Raw genomic sequence first — 16,185 nt, 5'->3', positions numbered from 1 at the left:
CGTAATTTTTAGAATATATAAATAAGATTCAGAGCAGCCTTAGTAGGACCCCAATAATTCTTGTTGGATTTCTCCAACATATCTCCACATTCTTCACACTCATATTTCTTATAACGCACATAAGCATAACCCAAACCGATGGTGGCGCCCAGATTCCAATGGCGTCCCAGCACAAACTGATAACCGTAACTGACACCGCCGCCATAAAAATGTCCCTTATAACGGAAGTCTTTCAAATCATCGAAAGGAGAAAACGGCAAATCAATACCGGTAGTATTGTATGCTCCTCCCATTAAATGGAAACCGAAAAAATGACCATTGAACTTATCACAAAGCCAATAACGCAACTCGGGCTGTACCATCACCAGTTTCAACATTTTATTATCGCTGTATTTCCAGGGATTATAATAAAACGGAATATCCACTGTAAGCTTCTTGCTCAACCCTACTTCCACTCCTAAGTTTGGTATGGCGACGGCATCTATCGCCACATTAGTCTTAACAGCCACCTGTCCATACATAAATAAGGAAGAAGCCAGCAGACACACCCATGAAAATAAAAATCTTCGTATTACCATATTCAATTCTCTCTAGCTAAGTTATTTTTTACATCACAAAGGTAGAGGCTATTCTTTTAACAGGATATTGGCAAATTAATCTTTATTAAGAGGTGGTTTCGGCAAAATACAGAATGAACAAAAAACAATCTTAGTTCCTATTTCCGTCAAAAACAGAACATCCATTCAATGAGAAACATTCCAACTATCAAATGGAACACCAACGGAGTTTTCTCCATCCATAAATGAAAATCCTTTCATCATGATAAAAACGCCCCCTTATATAGCCAAACAACTCCTTCTTTCCAACATAGCAGGTATTTTCATCAAAAAGAGGGTGTTTTCATCAAAAAAGCTTGAAAATAATTTGGATACATGAAAAGAATACCTACTTTTGTATCGGATGATAATGGGTCAATCATTCACATAATCAAAAAAACAATAAAAAATTATAGTTCTATGAAGGCAATGCATTTAATAATTGCCATGCTCGTCATGATGAGTTTGGCATCCTGCTCTGCAGATGGTAATGACCCCGTTGAAAACTCAGTTTCAACGTATCTCCTGGAAAAAACGTATGGAGCCAGAAGCGTTACATACGAGGAAAACAATTCTGACAAGTTAAAATTAAGTGAGTTACCGGCTATCAGCCTTTCTGAAGCCGACCATATTCTATCTGTCCTACGAAAACATACTGATGCTCAAGAAGAACTTGATATTCAAACTGCCACCAAAGGAGAACAAACATGGCTTAGAATTGTAATGAAGCAAACAATAGATCATAAATATGCTTTCACTATCCAGTTAAATATGAACTGTTACAATGACGGAAGCCTCTACTATGGCGGATATCAGGCGGAATGTTCTTCTTCTTTGATAAAATGGTATCTTAAAGGTTTCAGCCTGGCTACCGATAATGCCACAAAAAATTATAAATTCGAATCCCAAAGCTATATTTATATGAAAGTAATAGATAATGGAATCAAATATATGCAGATTCCTGTCACTATAAATGGCAACTATAATCCCCAAAACCATGATGCTGCATTTTCCTACAATTTATGATATATAATACAATAATCACTTTATAATATATACCATCATTCCCCCCTTGTTTCTAGCTTGGTATACATACCTTAATAAAATAGCAAGAGACAGGGGGTGTATTTCATTCAAATACAATCGTCTAATAATCAAGACAAGACAAAACTGTGTGAACGGAATACCTACTATCCTTTCTTTTCACCGAACCTGTTGATACTAAAAACAGAATATATTCCTATGACTTTTAGTTGGTTATTAAAATATAGTTTGCTATATTTGTAGGAATTCCTAAAATAGATTAAGGAATAATATCAAGCAGATTGTACGTGACCAATCTGATTACAGGGGAATAAAAGTGAAACAATTTATTATGATGAAATCTTTAATAATCACCTTATTATGTAGTTTTTGTCTATCAACTACTAATGCGCAAAGTTATTTCCGCCAGTGTGGTATCCAACTACTTACCAAACAAAACGGATTGAGCAACAATACATTGACTGGAATTTATCAGGATAAAGCCGGCTTTTTATGGTTAGGAACCGATGTTGGACTAAGCCGCTATGACGGAATACATTTTCATAATTACAATCTGATTGATAAAGAGCCACGTGCCTTAACTCATTTATATGAAACATCAAACAATCTGCTATGGTCTCATATCGCCAATTTAAACCAAATAGCCTGTTTTGACAAGATGCGTGGAATCTATATGCCACTTATCTCACCTACTCCTGAGGTATTGCAAGATATACAGGATATATGTGTACTGCAAGACAAATTATATGCCTTGACCTCCAATGCCATAGTAGAGTTAAATATGGAGAAAAATGCAGATGAAATAAGACTGACTGCCCAACTGCTTATAGATATAAAAACAAAAGTCCTAGGACTTTATAATAACGAAGATATTTTATGCGCACTGACAGCAGAGAATCAAATCTTGCTTTATAACGTTTCCGATAAAAGTAGCGAGCATATAAATGGAACCGATCTAGGTATTGTGAAAGCCGACAACATTGAAAAAATACATATATATAATGATAATGTGTGGATTTGTGACCAAACCGAAGGAATCATCTGTTATAATACAAACACTAAAACATCACGCACACTGAATGATAACAGCCAGTCATCCTTCATTCAAAAAGATATACGCGATATAATCCAAATAGATAAGACCACATTCATTATAGCCACATGGAGTTCACTGTCAGCCATAAGATTTGAAACGGACAACTACCTCCAGTCGCCATTCCACATTGTAGATCTGACCCAACATGATTCTTACTATGCCCCCATCCTCAAAAACAGAATTACCGACATTCATTTTGACAAGTCCAACAATGTGCTTTGGGTAGGAACTTTCGGCAGAGGATTGCTGAAACTGAATCTCAAAGGAAACGATATCAACCGTATCCCGTTGAACGATGAAATAAGATATGTGAATAGTATAGCACAAGATGCCGACGGATACATCTGGCTGGTCACCGAAAAAGATGGCATATATAAAAGTACAGAAAATAAGATCTCTCCTAATCTGCACTTTTCCTTATGGGAGAAAAGTCACAAGAATAATCATTATTGCCTGCACAAAGATCGCAATGGAGGATTATGGTTCGGCGATGACAAAGGAAACATCCTTTGGGTAAATCCTACTACCGGTGAAACGGTGATTCACCAACTAAACCCCGAAACAGCAGACTCTGCTGTAACTGCTTCTATCTTGAAACTATATCTAAACTCACAAAACCATTTATGGATTGCCACCGAAAAAGGAATAATGGTCTATAACCATCAGACACACGAATGCATAGCAGCACAACCTTATACGAAAGAATTCAAAAAAATAACCGCTATATGTGAAGATGGAGATGGAACCATGTGGCTAGGTACTGAAAAAGGAATACACCGTGCCAGCCGTAAAGGAAAACAAATAAAATTCACCGGTGGTTATGAAAAGGCAAGAAACCTGACACCCGGAAAAGTATTGGCACTTTATCTGAACAACTATAACCAATTGCTTATCTCATACACTGATAAAATTATCCAAATAGACGGAAAAGAGAAAACCATATCCTCTATCATGATCTTACAAAAAGACTTGCCTAACGGACACATAAGCTGTATGATAGATGATAAGAACGGAAATACCTGGCTGGGAAGCAATGCTGGTTTTATCACATTGAATAACAAGAACAATGCATCATATACCTACGCATTACCGGAAAGTTATTACGATGTATGTCGGCTGAATGACGGGAAATTGCTATGGGCGAACTCTACAGGATTACTCTATTTTGAACCGCGCACTTTAAAAGAAAGTTCAAGTAACTGCCAATTCCATATCTCCGATATAGATATTAATTACAATAAAGTAGAAATAGGAGAAAAAATAAACGGACAAGTCATTCTGGACAAACCTGCGTACCTGATAGAACATTTATCTTTAGACTACAATAACAACAACCTGATTCTCTATTTAAGTGATCTGAAATACGGAACCTCGCCCAACACAGTGAAATATCGCCTGTTACCCACAGAAGAAAAATGGAATACGAATTATGACGATCATATAAAACTCAGCAATATCCCTCCTGGGAAATATGTACTGGAAATACGCTCGTCTTATCCGTTGGAAGAAAATAAACAAATAACCCGGTTATCTATCAATGTAAATAGATATTGGGCTGCAACCGGATGGGCCATCGCCGCATACATCCTGGCTATTATCATTATTTCTTTGCTTACATGGATGTACTTTAACCGGAAATTACAGAAACGGCAAGTTTACAAGGCCAAAGAAGTGAAACTGAAAGAAAAGCTGGAAGAAGAAACGGAAATAAGAAAAGAAGAAGAGAAAAACCATCAATTGCGTGACCAAATCAGATATATGCTGGCACAGGAATTACGCACCCCGTTATCACTCATCACCGCTCCGTTAAAAGAAATGATTACTAATACGGCCTTCCCGGAATCATTCCTGCAAAAAGCAAAAATGGCCTATCGGAATTCAATCAGCCTGCAAGACATTTGTAACCAGCTATTGAATATTCATCAGCAAGAAAGTTACAGTCCTAAATTGAATGTGGCCCCTTATCCTGCCAGCGTGATAGCCGACACTGTAGTCCGTGCATCTCACGAACTACTGAACGTCAGTCCCATTAACCTGCATTATGACAAAGACAACAAAATAAATACGGAAATATGGATTGACCGGAAAAAGATAATCTTTATTCTAAGCAATATATTATCCAATGCCTACCGGCATATCTCGTATTCCGGTTCCATCCACTTTACTGTAAACACCAGTACTATCAACGGAAAAGATTTCTGCCTTTTTACTATAGAGGATGACGGGAAAGAAATGATAGAAGAGTCCTCTGTCATCTTCCTTGGATCGGACAATTACAATCCTCCAAGCAACCGGCTACATCCCGAATTAGGCATTGAAATTATGAAAACGACAATACTAGCCCACCACGGCGATATCCAAATCACTCAAGAAAAAAACAAAGGAACCCGAGTTGTTCTTTATATCCCTCTAGGTAAACAACATTTGAAAAATGATGAAAACGTATGTTTCATCGAACCCGAAACAATAATGGAAGATTCAGATAAAGCAATGATTACTGCAGAGGATAAAAGACAACAGGAAATAGCAAACAGTATAACCGCCAAACCTATTGACAACCCCGAAACCAAATACAAACTACTGGTTGTTGAGGACCATGCAGATATCCGCCTCTATCTGAGAGTATTATTTTCTGCCACCTATAATATTATTATGGCGGAAAATGGGGAAGAAGGAGTAAGAATGGCACGTAAAGAAATACCGGATCTTGTAATAACGGATGTCATGATGCCTGTCATGAACGGTTTTGAATGTTGCCGTATCCTGAAAGAAGATCTAAAAACTTGCCATATCCCTATTATTCTGCTGACAGCTTTGACAGATGATGAAAATATAGTGAAAGGAATAGAATTAGGAGCTGATGACTATATTCTGAAGCCGTTCAATCCGGAGATTCTCCGCACTAAAGTAAAACGTTTAATAAAAAGCCGGACTGAACTGAAACGGATTTATACCAAACTACTAATGCCTTCCATCACCGTCAACGGCTCGCAAGAAGAGAATACGGAAACAATCATCATAGAAGACCCGTTCATCACACAAATTCTGAATATTGTAAATGAGAACCTGCAAAACCCGGAATTCAATGTGAAAAAACTGGCCGAAATGCTGAACATGAGTCAACCTACCCTTTACAGAAAAGTAAAACAACTCACTAATTTCACTATCATAGAATTAGTAAGAGGAGTCCGGTTAAAACGTTCTGCCGAATTACTGAGAAGCCGCAAATACAATGTTCAGGAGGTAGCCGAAATGGTTGGTTATAATGACATCCCCACCTTCAGAAAGCATTTTGTCGATTTCTATGGCACCACTCCCTCTACATTTAATAGTAAAGAAGATACGGAAGATAAAAAATAATCGTTAACAGCCAAATATTTTTTGAATTAAAAATCGTACCTTTGCAGCCAAATATATAGGTATAGTATGCAAGACATTAGAAACATTGCGATCATCGCCCACGTAGACCACGGAAAAACGACTTTGGTGGACAAGATGATGCTGGCGGGACATTTGTTCCGCAACGACCAGACAAATGGTGAACTGGTATTGGATAATAATGACTTGGAACGCGAAAGAGGGATAACTATCCTTTCAAAGAACGTTTCAATTAACTACAAAGGAACAAAAATCAATATTATTGATACTCCGGGACACGCCGACTTCGGTGGCGAAGTAGAACGTGTACTCAATATGGCTGATGGATGTATCTTATTGGTAGACGCATTCGAAGGCCCGATGCCGCAGACACGCTTCGTATTGCAAAAGGCATTACAGATCGGATTGAAACCTGTAGTTGTAGTGAACAAGGTGGATAAACCCAACTGCCGTCCGGAAGAAGTATACGAAATGGTATTCGACTTGATGTTCAGCCTGAATGCTACAGAAGATCAGTTGGATTTCCCCGTTATCTATGGTTCTGCCAAAAATAATTGGATGAGTACTGATTGGAAGACCCCGACAGAAAACCTGGTTCCGTTGTTGGACGCTATTATTGAGCATATTCCGGCACCGAAACAGTTGGAGGGAACTCCTCAAATGTTAATCACCTCTTTAGACTATTCAGCATATACAGGTCGTATTGCTGTAGGACGTGTACATCGTGGTACGCTGAAAGAAGGTATGAATATTACACTAGCAAAGCGTGATGGTAGTCTGATAAAGTCTAAAATCAAAGAGCTACATACTTTTGAAGGCTTAGGACGTAAAAAGACAAATGCCGTTTCATCGGGAGACATCTGTGCTGTAGTAGGTGTAGAAGGCTTCGAAATTGGTGATACTATCTGCGATTTCGAAAATCCGGAACCATTGCCCCCCATCGCCATTGACGAACCGACCATGAGTATGTTATTCACTATCAACGATTCTCCTTTCTTCGGCAAAGAAGGTAAGTTTGTGACTTCACGCCACATCCAAGACCGCTTGACCAAAGAATTGGATAAGAACTTGGCATTGCGTGTACGCAAAAGCGAACTGGAGGACGGTAAATGGATTGTTTCAGGACGTGGTGTGCTTCATCTTTCTGTCCTGATTGAAACCATGCGCCGCGAAGGATACGAATTACAAGTGGGCCAGCCTCAGGTTATCTTCAAAGAAATAGACGGAGTAAAATGCGAACCTATCGAAGAATTAACGATCAGCGTACCCGAAGAATATTCCAGTAAAATGATCGATATGGTAACCCGCCGTAAAGGTGATTTAGTTTCTATGGAAACACAGGGTGACCGTGTAAACATTGAGTTTGATATGCCTTCGCGCGGTATTATCGGTCTTCGTACCAATGTACTGACAGCATCGGCCGGAGAAGCGATCATGGCTCACCGTTTTAAATGCTACCAACCATACAAGGGCGAGATAGAACGTCGCAGCAACGGTTCTATGATTGCTATGGAAAGCGGAACAGCTTTTGCATACGCTATTGACAAATTACAGGATCGTGGCAAATTTTTCATTTATCCGCAAGACGAAGTATATGCCGGCCAAGTAGTAGGTGAACATGTTCATGAAAACGACTTGGTTATCAATGTAACTAAATCGAAGAAGCTTACCAATATGCGCGCATCAGGTTCTGATGACAAGGCACGCATCATTCCTCCGGTAGTATTTTCGTTGGAAGAAGCATTGGAATACATTAAGGAAGATGAATATGTAGAAGTTACTCCAAAGAGTATGCGTATGCGTAAAGTGATTCTTGACGAAACAGAACGTAAGAGAGCTAACAAAAGCTAATCAATCTACCTTTAATATAAAAAATCCCGGAGACCATATTACCTTCGGGATTTTTTATATTTAATCTACAAACTTTACTTTACTAACTTCTCTAGGTTTAGCAGCCGGCATTTCATCGGGATAACCGAAAGCAATCGCATAAAGCAACTCATACCCTTCACTGAATCCCAACTGTTTCATATATTCGGCAGCTGCAGGTGATTTCATGAAACGCACAGGCCCCCCCAAACAGCAGGAACCTATTCCCATTGACCAAGCAGACAAAATCATATTCTCACCCAACAGACCACAATCTATCTGTGACATATCATATGCAGGATCGTTAGCAATAAACACTACTGTAGGAGCATTATTGAACATATTCTGAAATCCCGGACGTTCTGCCGCTTTGGGATTTTCTTTTTTGAAAATTTCAGTCAAACCATTGATAAATTCCGGATTATCTACTACACGAACCTCCCATGACTGTTTATTCATTCCATTAGGTGCATTGATTCCACATTCCACTATAGTCTGCATTTTTTCATGTTCCACAGCCTTGGGCTTATACTTCCGTATACTACGGCGGCTCATAATAGTTTCTATTACAGGGTCTACCTGACTCACGGAAACACTATCCGTAACAACTTCCTTCTGTTGAGAACCTTGCGATGTACAGCTGCATAATACGAACATACCTGCACCAACTAACATTAATCTAAATAATTTCATTTGCTATCATATTTGGTTTGCAACAAATCTAGGCATTTTCAAGCATAAAAAAAAGTGGTTCCCGATAGGAACCACTTTTTATATGTTAAATCTGTAAAATTCAGATTACAATTTCGGACCGGCAGCAACCAATTTCTTACCTGCTTCGTTACCAGTGAACTTAGCGAAGTTCTTGATGAAACGACCAGCCAAGTCTTTTGCTTTTTCATCCCACTGAGCAGCGTCAGAGTAAGTGTCACGAGGATCAAGGATCTTCGGATCAACACCCGGCAATTCTGTAGGAACAACGAAATCGAAGTAAGGAATAACCTTAGTAGGAGCCTTATCAATAGAGCCATCCAAAATAGCATCGATGATACCACGAGTATCGCGGATAGAGATACGTTTACCAGTACCGTTCCAACCAGTGTTAACCAAATATGCTTTAGCACCAGTCTTTTCCATCTTCTTAACCAATTCTTCAGCATACTTAGTAGGATGCAATGACAAGAAAGCAGCACCGAAGCAAGCAGAGAATGTCGGAGTCGGTTCAGTAATACCACGTTCTGTACCAGCCAATTTAGCTGTAAATCCAGACAAGAAGTAATACTGAGCTTGTTCAGGGTTCAAGATAGATACCGGAGGCAATACACCGAATGCATCAGCTGACAAGAAAATAACTTGTTGAGCGTGAGGACCTTTAGAGATAGGTTTAACGATGTTTTCGATATGATAGATAGGATAAGAAACACGAGTGTTTTCTGTTACGCTCTTATCAGCGAAATCAATCTTACCATTAGCATCAACTGTTACGTTTTCCAGCAAAGCGTCACGTTTGATAGCAGCGTAGATATCGGGTTCACTTTCCTTATCCAAGTTGATAACTTTAGCATAGCAACCACCTTCGTAGTTGAATACACCTTCGTCATCCCATCCGTGTTCGTCGTCACCGATCAACTTACGTTTCGGGTCAGTAGACAAAGTAGTCTTACCTGTACCAGACAAACCGAAGAAGATAGCCGAACTAGTTCCTTCCATATTTGTATTAGCAGAGCAGTGCATGGAAGCGATACCACGAAGCGGGTTCATGTAGTTCATGATAGAGAACATACCTTTCTTCATTTCACCACCGTACCAAGTGTTCAGGATAACTTGTTCTTTAGTCTTCAAGTTGAAAACAGTAGCTGTTTCAGAGTTCAAGCCCAGTTCTTTATAGTTGTCAACTTTTGCCTTAGATGCATTGAAACATACAAAATCAGGTTCTCCGTAAGCTTCCAGTTCTTCAGCAGTCGGGCGGATGAACATGTTAGTTACGAAATGAGCCTGCCAAGCCACTTCCATGATGAAACGTACTTTCATACGAGTTGCAGCATTAGCACCGCAGAATGTATCAACAACGAACAAACGCTTGCCGCTCAATTGTTTTACAGCTTTAGACTTCAAGTCAGCCCAAGCTTCTTCAGTACAAGGTTTGTTATCGTTTTTATATTCGTCAGAAGTCCACCATACTGAATTTTCAGAAGCTTCATTCTTAACGAAGAATTTATCTTTAGGAGAACGACCTGTGTAAACACCAGTCATTACGTTTACAGCACCCAGTTCAGTAACCTGTCCTTTTTCGAAACCTTCCAATCCCGGTTTAGTTTCTTCAGCGAAAAGCACATCATAAGAAGGATTGTGGAGAACTTCCTTCACGTCGGTAATACCGTACTTGCTTAAATCTAAATTTGCCATTTTTTAATGATTTAATTTGGTTATTGTATAATGTTATTTTTACTCTTTATTTTCTGAAAGAAGATGTTTTTCAACACCCCCTTGTCTAAGGCGCTACAAAATTAGTGCTTTATTTTAAAAAAAAGAAGTTATTAGAGAAAAATTTCCGTAATAATCAAATATTTATATTTGTGTAACAAAAATGCAATTCGTACTTTACAAATCTAGAAATTATTTGTTTCTTTGCAGGTCAAAGTCAACAATATAACAAAAGCATAGATATGAAAATCATCAATCTCAGTGAAGGCAATTCTCTCCTAAACCAATATGTAGCGGAATTGCGCGATGTACATGTTCAAAATGATCGTATGCGTTTCCGCAGAAATATTGAAAGAATAGGAGAAATCATGGCATACGAGATGAGTAAAGCACTAACCTATTCCGTAAAGCAAGTACAGACACCCTTGGGAACTGCCACGGCCAGCACACACGATGACAAAATAGTGATCGCAACGGTATTCCGTGCCGGACTGCCGCTGCACACCGGTTTTCTGAACATGTTCGACCATGCCGACAACGCTTTCGTTTCCGCATTCCGTTTTTACAAAGATGATGAACACCGTATTGTAGATGTACACATTGAATACATCGCCGCTCCTTCATTGAATGACAGAACCTTGCTTCTCGTTGATCCCATGCTTGCCACCGGTGAAAGCATGGAACTTGCCTGGAAAGCGTTCCTTACCAAAGGCAAACCAGCTAAATTGCAGATGGCCTGTGTCATTGCCAGCCAACAAGGGGTAGCGCATATGGCAGAACTTTTTCCCGGCGATGATGTCACATTATGGTGTGCCGCCATAGACCCTGTCTTGGACGAGCACAAATACATTGTTCCGGGGTTAGGGGATGCCGGTGATTTATCATTCGGCGAGAAACTCTAAAGCTCAAACTATAAGGACAGTTTCAGGTGTGTTCTCTTACACACTAAAATTCTAAATTAAATGGTTAGTAACCGGCAATTATTCACTGCCTATTACTAACCATTTAATTTTTAGAACAACTCTGTAGATCCGGTTCCTACAGGGAAGATGAAAAATATTATTTCACTTCCCAAATATCATTTGTCATCAGTAATTCCTGGAAATTATGATATTTTTTCTTTGCGGCCACTTCTTCAATCTGTGCATTAACGGCGTCATCATAAGTAGGCGCTTCCACATCACGGATCACACCTAATGCAACCGGAAAATCCGGTCCTTCCATCAATGCCAGTTTCAACTGCAAAGTATTATCCATACAATGAGCATCGTGCACTAAAATGTCTTTTTCCGTCACACCATTCTCGCCAATCTTTACCACTTTCAGCCCGAAACCTTCCTGCATCAGCCCGTATTCTTTATCTACCCCAAACAACATCGGTTTACCGTGTTCCAAATAAATGGCATTCTTTGAACGACCTTCTTTCGTATATACTGATTCGTGTGTTCCATCATTAAAAATGACGCAGTTCTGAAGAATTTCACATACAGCCGCACCTTTATGATTGGCAGCAGCTTTCAGAATCTCCACTGTACCAGGACTATCCGTAGCTACCGCACGGGCAAAGAAACGCCCACGCGCACCAAAACATAATTCAGCCGGATGAAACGGATCTTCCACAGTGCCGTAAGGAGATGATTTGCTAACAAATCCACGGGGAGAGGTCGGAGAATACTGTCCTTTGGTCAAACCATATATCCGGTTGTTCAACAAAATCATATTCAAGTCGATATTACGACGAACGGCGTGTATAAAATGATTTCCACCAATAGCCAGCCCATCACCATCCCCTGAAATCTGCCAGACAGTAATCTTCGGATTAGCCACCTTGCAGCCTGTAGAAATAGCAGCCGCACGACCGTGCACAGTCTGCATGGCATATGTATTCATGTAATAAGGCAGACGGCTGGAACATCCGATACCCGAAATAACGGCAGTATCATGAGGAGCCACTCCCAATTCAGCCATCGCTTTGTGCAGCGAAGCCAAGAAAAAATGGTCACCGCAACCCGGACACCAGCGAGGTTGTCCCTTTTTGAAATCTTTTGCTGTATATTCGTTCATAGTCTTTACTTTCTTTACGGTTATTATTTATTTAAAATCTCAGTGAAAGCATCAACTAACTCGCTGACTACGAACGGCTGGCCTTTTACCTCATTAAACTGATAAGGAACAAATCCGTCCACTTTCATACGGAGATATCCGGCAAACTGACCAAGATTCTGCTCAGCCACGACTACCTTCTTATATTTCTTCAGCACTTCTGCCGTATTGTGAGGCAGCGGGTTCAAATGAACAAAATGTGCCAAAGCAACCTTCTTGCCCGCATGGTTCATTTCCTCCATTGCTGAATATAAATGACCGTAAGTTCCACCGAAACCTACTATCAGCAAATCTGCATCCTCTACGCAGCCTTGCACCTTAACATCAGGCACTGGAATTTTAGCAACCTTCTCGGCACGCAAACGGCACATCAAATTATGGTTTTCAGGCTCGGTAGAAATAGCACCTGTATCACTGTCTTTTTCCAAGCCTCCCAAAATATGCATATAACCTTCCTGTCCCGGCAATGCCCAATAACGGACACCTGTTTCGGCGTTACGCTTGTAAGGAGTATAATTATCCTTCATTTCCGGAGTAACATAGGGTGGGTTAATAGCCGGATAGTTCGCCAGATCAGGCAACTTCCATGCACCGGAACCATTTGCTACAAAACCATCGGTCAGCAACACCACCGGAGTCATGTGTTCCAAGGCAATCTTACAAGCATCATAAGCAGCATCAAAACAATGAGTTGGAGAAGCTGCGGCAATGACCGGCATAGGAGATTCACCGTTACGGCCAAACAAAGCCTGCAATAAATCTGTTTGCTCAGACTTAGTAGGCAAACCAGTAGAAGGACCGCCGCGCTGTACATTAATAACCACCAATGGTAATTCTGTAATAACAGCCAGATTCATAGCCTCTGATTTCAGACAAACACCCGGTCCCGAAGTAGAAGTAGCTGCCAACGCACCTGCAAACGAGGCACCGATAGCCGTAGCGCAACCTGAAATTTCATCTTCACATTGAACCGTAGTCACTCCCAATGATTTATGTTTAGAAAGTTCATGCAAGATATCTGTTGCCGGAGTAATGGGATAAGATCCCAGGAACAAACGCAGACCTGCTTTCTCGGCAGCAGCAATTAAGCCATAAGCCGTAGCCTTGTTTCCGCTGATATCCATGTACTTTCCAGGTACTTTAGACTTAGTTTCCACCTTATAAGTATGATCCACAGACGCATGCGTATTGTGACCATAATCATATCCGGCGTGTATCACTTTAATATTCGCTTCAGCTATTTGCGGCTTCTTTGCAAATTTCTCGCGCAAGAAATTTTCAGCAACCGCCAGGTCACGATTAAACAACCAGCAGACCAATCCCAAAGCAAACATATTACGACATTTCAACATTGACTTGTTGTCCATGCCTGTATCTGCCAGACAATCTTTCACCATCTGCGAAATAGGAGCAGCAATTACATCCTGCTTAATACCCATTTCTTCAATCGGATTGTCTGTTTTGAAAGCCGCCTTGTCCAGATCTGATTTCTGAAAACAATCTGTATCAATAATGATACAAGCTGTGGACTTCGCAAATTTGTATTGTGTTTTCAATGCAGCGGCATTCATTGCGACCAGCACGTCGCATTTGTCACCAGGGGTAAAAACTTTACCCGCACCGATATGCACCTGGAAACCTGACACACCGGTCAACGAACCTTGCGGGGCACGTATATCCGCCGGGTAATCGGGGAATGTACTGATATCATTTCCCACTGTAGCCGAAATATTAGAAAAGATATTTCCGGCCAGCTGCATACCATCGCCTGAGTCGCCTGAGAAACGGACCACCACTTGGTCCAACTCCTTGACTATCATTTCATCTGCCATAACTTATTATTTAGGGTTACAAAATTTCACTGTTTGCAAAGTTCGGAAAGTTCTGTCAAAGGACAAAATATTCCGCTATCAAACTACGTTTGAATATCAAAATGTACAAAATTAAAGGTTTATTTGTTTCCAAGCTAAGAAAAAGCAGAGATAATTACCTGTTTAAAAGCATAAATCCCTATCATTATGACAGCATCAAAAACGATTCATTTTTACAATTTATTATTTTTATCCATGTTTTATGAACAACATGAAAGTTTATAGCAGAATAACAACATTATTAGATTATAAAAAACAGACAAAAAACAACAAAACAACAAAGAAAGGATTATTTTCTTCCCACTTAAGACATTTTTCAATCTTTCATATTGCCATTTTAACAAAAAGAAGTACCTTTGTACCCATAAAGGGGCCTTGTAGTTCAACGGATAGAATAGAAGTTTCCTAAACTTTAGATAGGGGTTCGATTCCCCTCGGGGCTACAAAGAGCAGTAAACAATTGTTATACAACCGTTTACTGCTCTTTTTTTACTGGATAGCTTTCAAATCTGCTTATTTAATCACCCCAAGTTCTTTGCCCACTTTAATAAATGCAGCAATTGCCTTATCCAAATGTGCCTTTTCATGCCCGGCAGACAACTGGACACGGATACGTGCCTGTCCTTTCGGAACAACCGGATAATAGAAACCGGTTACATATATGCCCTCTTTCTGCATCTTGGCGGCAAAATCCTGAGACAGTTTCGCATCATAAAGCATCACAGCACAAATCGCGCTCTGAGTTGGTTTGATGTCAAAACCGGCAGCCAGCATCCTGTCACGGAAATAATTCACATTATCCATCAGCTTAGTATGCAAAGCATCACTTTCTTTCAATATCTTAAACATTTCCAGACTAGCACCGATAATGGCAGGAGCTACAGAATTAGAGAATAAATAAGGACGGGAACGCTGGCGCAACATATCAATAATTTCTTTCTTACCGGTGGTAAATCCTCCCATTGCCCCACCAAATGCTTTACCTAATGTACCAGTAAAGATATCCACACGCCCGTATGCATTAAACTGTTCTGCCACGCCATGCCCTGTAGGACCTACTACACCGGCCGAATGAGATTCATCCACCATAACCAACGCGTCATACTTTTCCGCCAGTTCACAAATCTTATCCAATGGAGCCACATTACCATCCATCGAGAATACACCATCTGTAGCAATAATACGATGACGCTGTGCCTGCGCTTCCTGCAAACAACGTTCCAGGTCAGCCATATCAGCATTGGCATAACGATAGCGTTTTGCCTTACACAAGCGTACACCATCTATAATAGATGCATGATTCAACGCATCTGAAATAATAGCGTCTTCTTCTGTAAACAGCGGTTCGAACAAACCACCGTTAGCATCAAAACAAGCTGCATAAAGTATAGTATCTTCTGTTTTAAAATAATCAGAAATGGCAGCTTCCAGCTGTTTGTGCAAATCCTGAGTTCCACAGATAAAGCGTACGGAAGACATACCGAAGCCATGTGTGTCCATCGCCTCTTTGGCAGCATTGATCAAGCGTTGATTATCTGACAAACCTAAATAATTGTTGGCACAAAAGTTCAACACATCTTCTCCGTCATTCACCTTGATGTCCGCACGCTGAGGTGTGGTAATTATACGTTCATTTTTATACAATCCGGCTGCCTTAATATCAGCCAGTTCCTTCGCAAGGAACTCCTTCATTTTACCATACATAGCTTTGTTTTTTTATTAAGTATATAGTTTAAGTTTAAAAATCAGTCTGACTTGACAAAGTTCTTATTTTTTTTTGATATCCGATTAAATTATAGAGAAA

General features: G+C 40.1%; 10 protein-coding genes and 1 tRNA gene. 5 read left to right on the top strand and 6 right to left on the bottom strand.

Features of this window, described 5'->3' with window-relative positions:
• Positions 1-8: 8 nt before the first annotated feature.
• A complete protein-coding gene (locus RE317_RS01490; protein WP_005844422.1) occupies positions 9-578 on the bottom strand; it encodes a DUF3575 domain-containing protein in 570 nt (189 codons plus the stop codon).
• A gap of 438 nt (positions 579-1,016) precedes the next feature.
• Between RE317_RS01490 and RE317_RS01485 the strand changes: the two genes are divergently transcribed.
• From RE317_RS01485 to typA, 3 genes are all read left to right on the top strand, one after another.
• Positions 1,017-1,622 (top strand): DUF5033 domain-containing protein, encoded by a 606-nt coding sequence (locus RE317_RS01485; RefSeq protein WP_008666681.1) that lies wholly within the window; start codon positions 1,017-1,019, stop codon positions 1,620-1,622.
• A 352-nt stretch (positions 1,623-1,974) separates the two neighbouring features.
• Positions 1,975-6,096 (top strand): two-component regulator propeller domain-containing protein, encoded by a 4,122-nt coding sequence (locus tag RE317_RS01480; RefSeq protein ID WP_032939312.1) that lies wholly within the window; start codon positions 1,975-1,977, stop codon positions 6,094-6,096.
• 66 nt (positions 6,097-6,162) lie between these two features.
• Complete coding sequence (gene typA / locus RE317_RS01475; RefSeq protein WP_005844415.1) at positions 6,163-7,965, top strand: translational GTPase TypA; 1,803 nt, start codon at positions 6,163-6,165, stop codon at positions 7,963-7,965.
• Between the two features lie 60 nt (positions 7,966-8,025).
• On the opposite strand, the gene RE317_RS01470 is transcribed toward typA, so the two are convergent.
• Complete coding sequence (locus RE317_RS01470) at positions 8,026-8,676, bottom strand: nitroreductase (RefSeq protein WP_032939271.1); 651 nt, start codon at positions 8,674-8,676, stop codon at positions 8,026-8,028.
• Positions 8,677-8,781: 105 nt separating this feature from the next.
• The gene (pckA, locus tag RE317_RS01465; RefSeq protein WP_005850406.1) at positions 8,782-10,389 is read right to left on the bottom strand and encodes a phosphoenolpyruvate carboxykinase (ATP); all 1,608 of its coding nucleotides are present in this window, start codon (positions 10,387-10,389) and stop codon (positions 8,782-8,784) included.
• A 260-nt stretch (positions 10,390-10,649) separates the two neighbouring features.
• On the opposite strand from pckA, the gene upp reads away from it, so the two are divergent.
• Positions 10,650-11,309: a uracil phosphoribosyltransferase gene (gene upp / locus RE317_RS01460; protein ID WP_005850404.1), complete on the top strand. Its 660-nt coding sequence runs from the start codon at positions 10,650-10,652 to the stop codon at positions 11,307-11,309.
• 157 nt (positions 11,310-11,466) lie between these two features.
• Here upp and RE317_RS01455 read toward each other — a convergent pair whose 3' ends face one another.
• Together RE317_RS01455 and RE317_RS01450 are read right to left on the bottom strand one after the other, a co-directional pair.
• Positions 11,467-12,471 carry a 2-oxoacid:ferredoxin oxidoreductase subunit beta gene (locus tag RE317_RS01455; protein WP_117873204.1) on the bottom strand — a complete coding sequence of 335 codons (1,005 nt, stop codon included), beginning with the start codon at positions 12,469-12,471 and terminating at the stop codon, positions 11,467-11,469.
• Between the two features lie 23 nt (positions 12,472-12,494).
• Positions 12,495-14,342, bottom strand: a complete 1,848-nt coding sequence (locus RE317_RS01450) for a 2-oxoacid:acceptor oxidoreductase subunit alpha (RefSeq protein WP_005844406.1) — start codon at positions 14,340-14,342, stop codon at positions 12,495-12,497.
• A 410-nt stretch (positions 14,343-14,752) separates the two neighbouring features.
• Here RE317_RS01450 and RE317_RS01445 point away from each other — a divergent pair.
• Positions 14,753-14,824, top strand: a tRNA-Arg gene (locus RE317_RS01445).
• A 70-nt stretch (positions 14,825-14,894) separates the two neighbouring features.
• Here the strand turns inward: RE317_RS01445 and kbl are convergent.
• Positions 14,895-16,085, bottom strand: coding sequence for a glycine C-acetyltransferase (gene kbl, locus RE317_RS01440; RefSeq protein ID WP_005844404.1), 1,191 nt, complete (start codon positions 16,083-16,085; stop codon positions 14,895-14,897).
• Between the last annotated feature and the right edge of the window lie 100 nt (positions 16,086-16,185).

The sequence above is a fragment of the Phocaeicola sp. GP0067 genome, from assembly GCF_031119655.1.
GTDB lineage: Bacteria > Bacteroidota > Bacteroidia > Bacteroidales > Bacteroidaceae > Phocaeicola > Phocaeicola vulgatus.
This window is presented reverse-complemented; position numbering and strand designations above follow the sequence as displayed.

Bases quoted from the DNA above. Each gene is read 5' to 3' on its own strand.
- RE317_RS01455 (WP_117873204.1), bottom strand. From the start codon at position 12,471: ATGAACGAATATACAGCAAAAGATTTCAAAAAGGGACAACCTCGCTGG.
- typA (WP_005844415.1), top strand. From the start codon at position 6,163: ATGCAAGACATTAGAAACATTGCGATCATCGCCCACGTAGACCACGGA.
- RE317_RS01480 (WP_032939312.1), top strand. From the start codon at position 1,975: ATGAAATCTTTAATAATCACCTTATTATGTAGTTTTTGTCTATCAACT.
- pckA (WP_005850406.1), bottom strand. From the start codon at position 10,389: ATGGCAAATTTAGATTTAAGCAAGTACGGTATTACCGACGTGAAGGAA.
- kbl (WP_005844404.1), bottom strand. From the start codon at position 16,085: ATGTATGGTAAAATGAAGGAGTTCCTTGCGAAGGAACTGGCTGATATT.
- upp (WP_005850404.1), top strand. From the start codon at position 10,650: ATGAAAATCATCAATCTCAGTGAAGGCAATTCTCTCCTAAACCAATAT.
- RE317_RS01490 (WP_005844422.1), bottom strand. From the start codon at position 578: ATGGTAATACGAAGATTTTTATTTTCATGGGTGTGTCTGCTGGCTTCT.
- RE317_RS01450 (WP_005844406.1), bottom strand. From the start codon at position 14,342: ATGGCAGATGAAATGATAGTCAAGGAGTTGGACCAAGTGGTGGTCCGT.
- RE317_RS01470 (WP_032939271.1), bottom strand. From the start codon at position 8,676: ATGAAATTATTTAGATTAATGTTAGTTGGTGCAGGTATGTTCGTATTA.
- RE317_RS01485 (WP_008666681.1), top strand. From the start codon at position 1,017: ATGAAGGCAATGCATTTAATAATTGCCATGCTCGTCATGATGAGTTTG.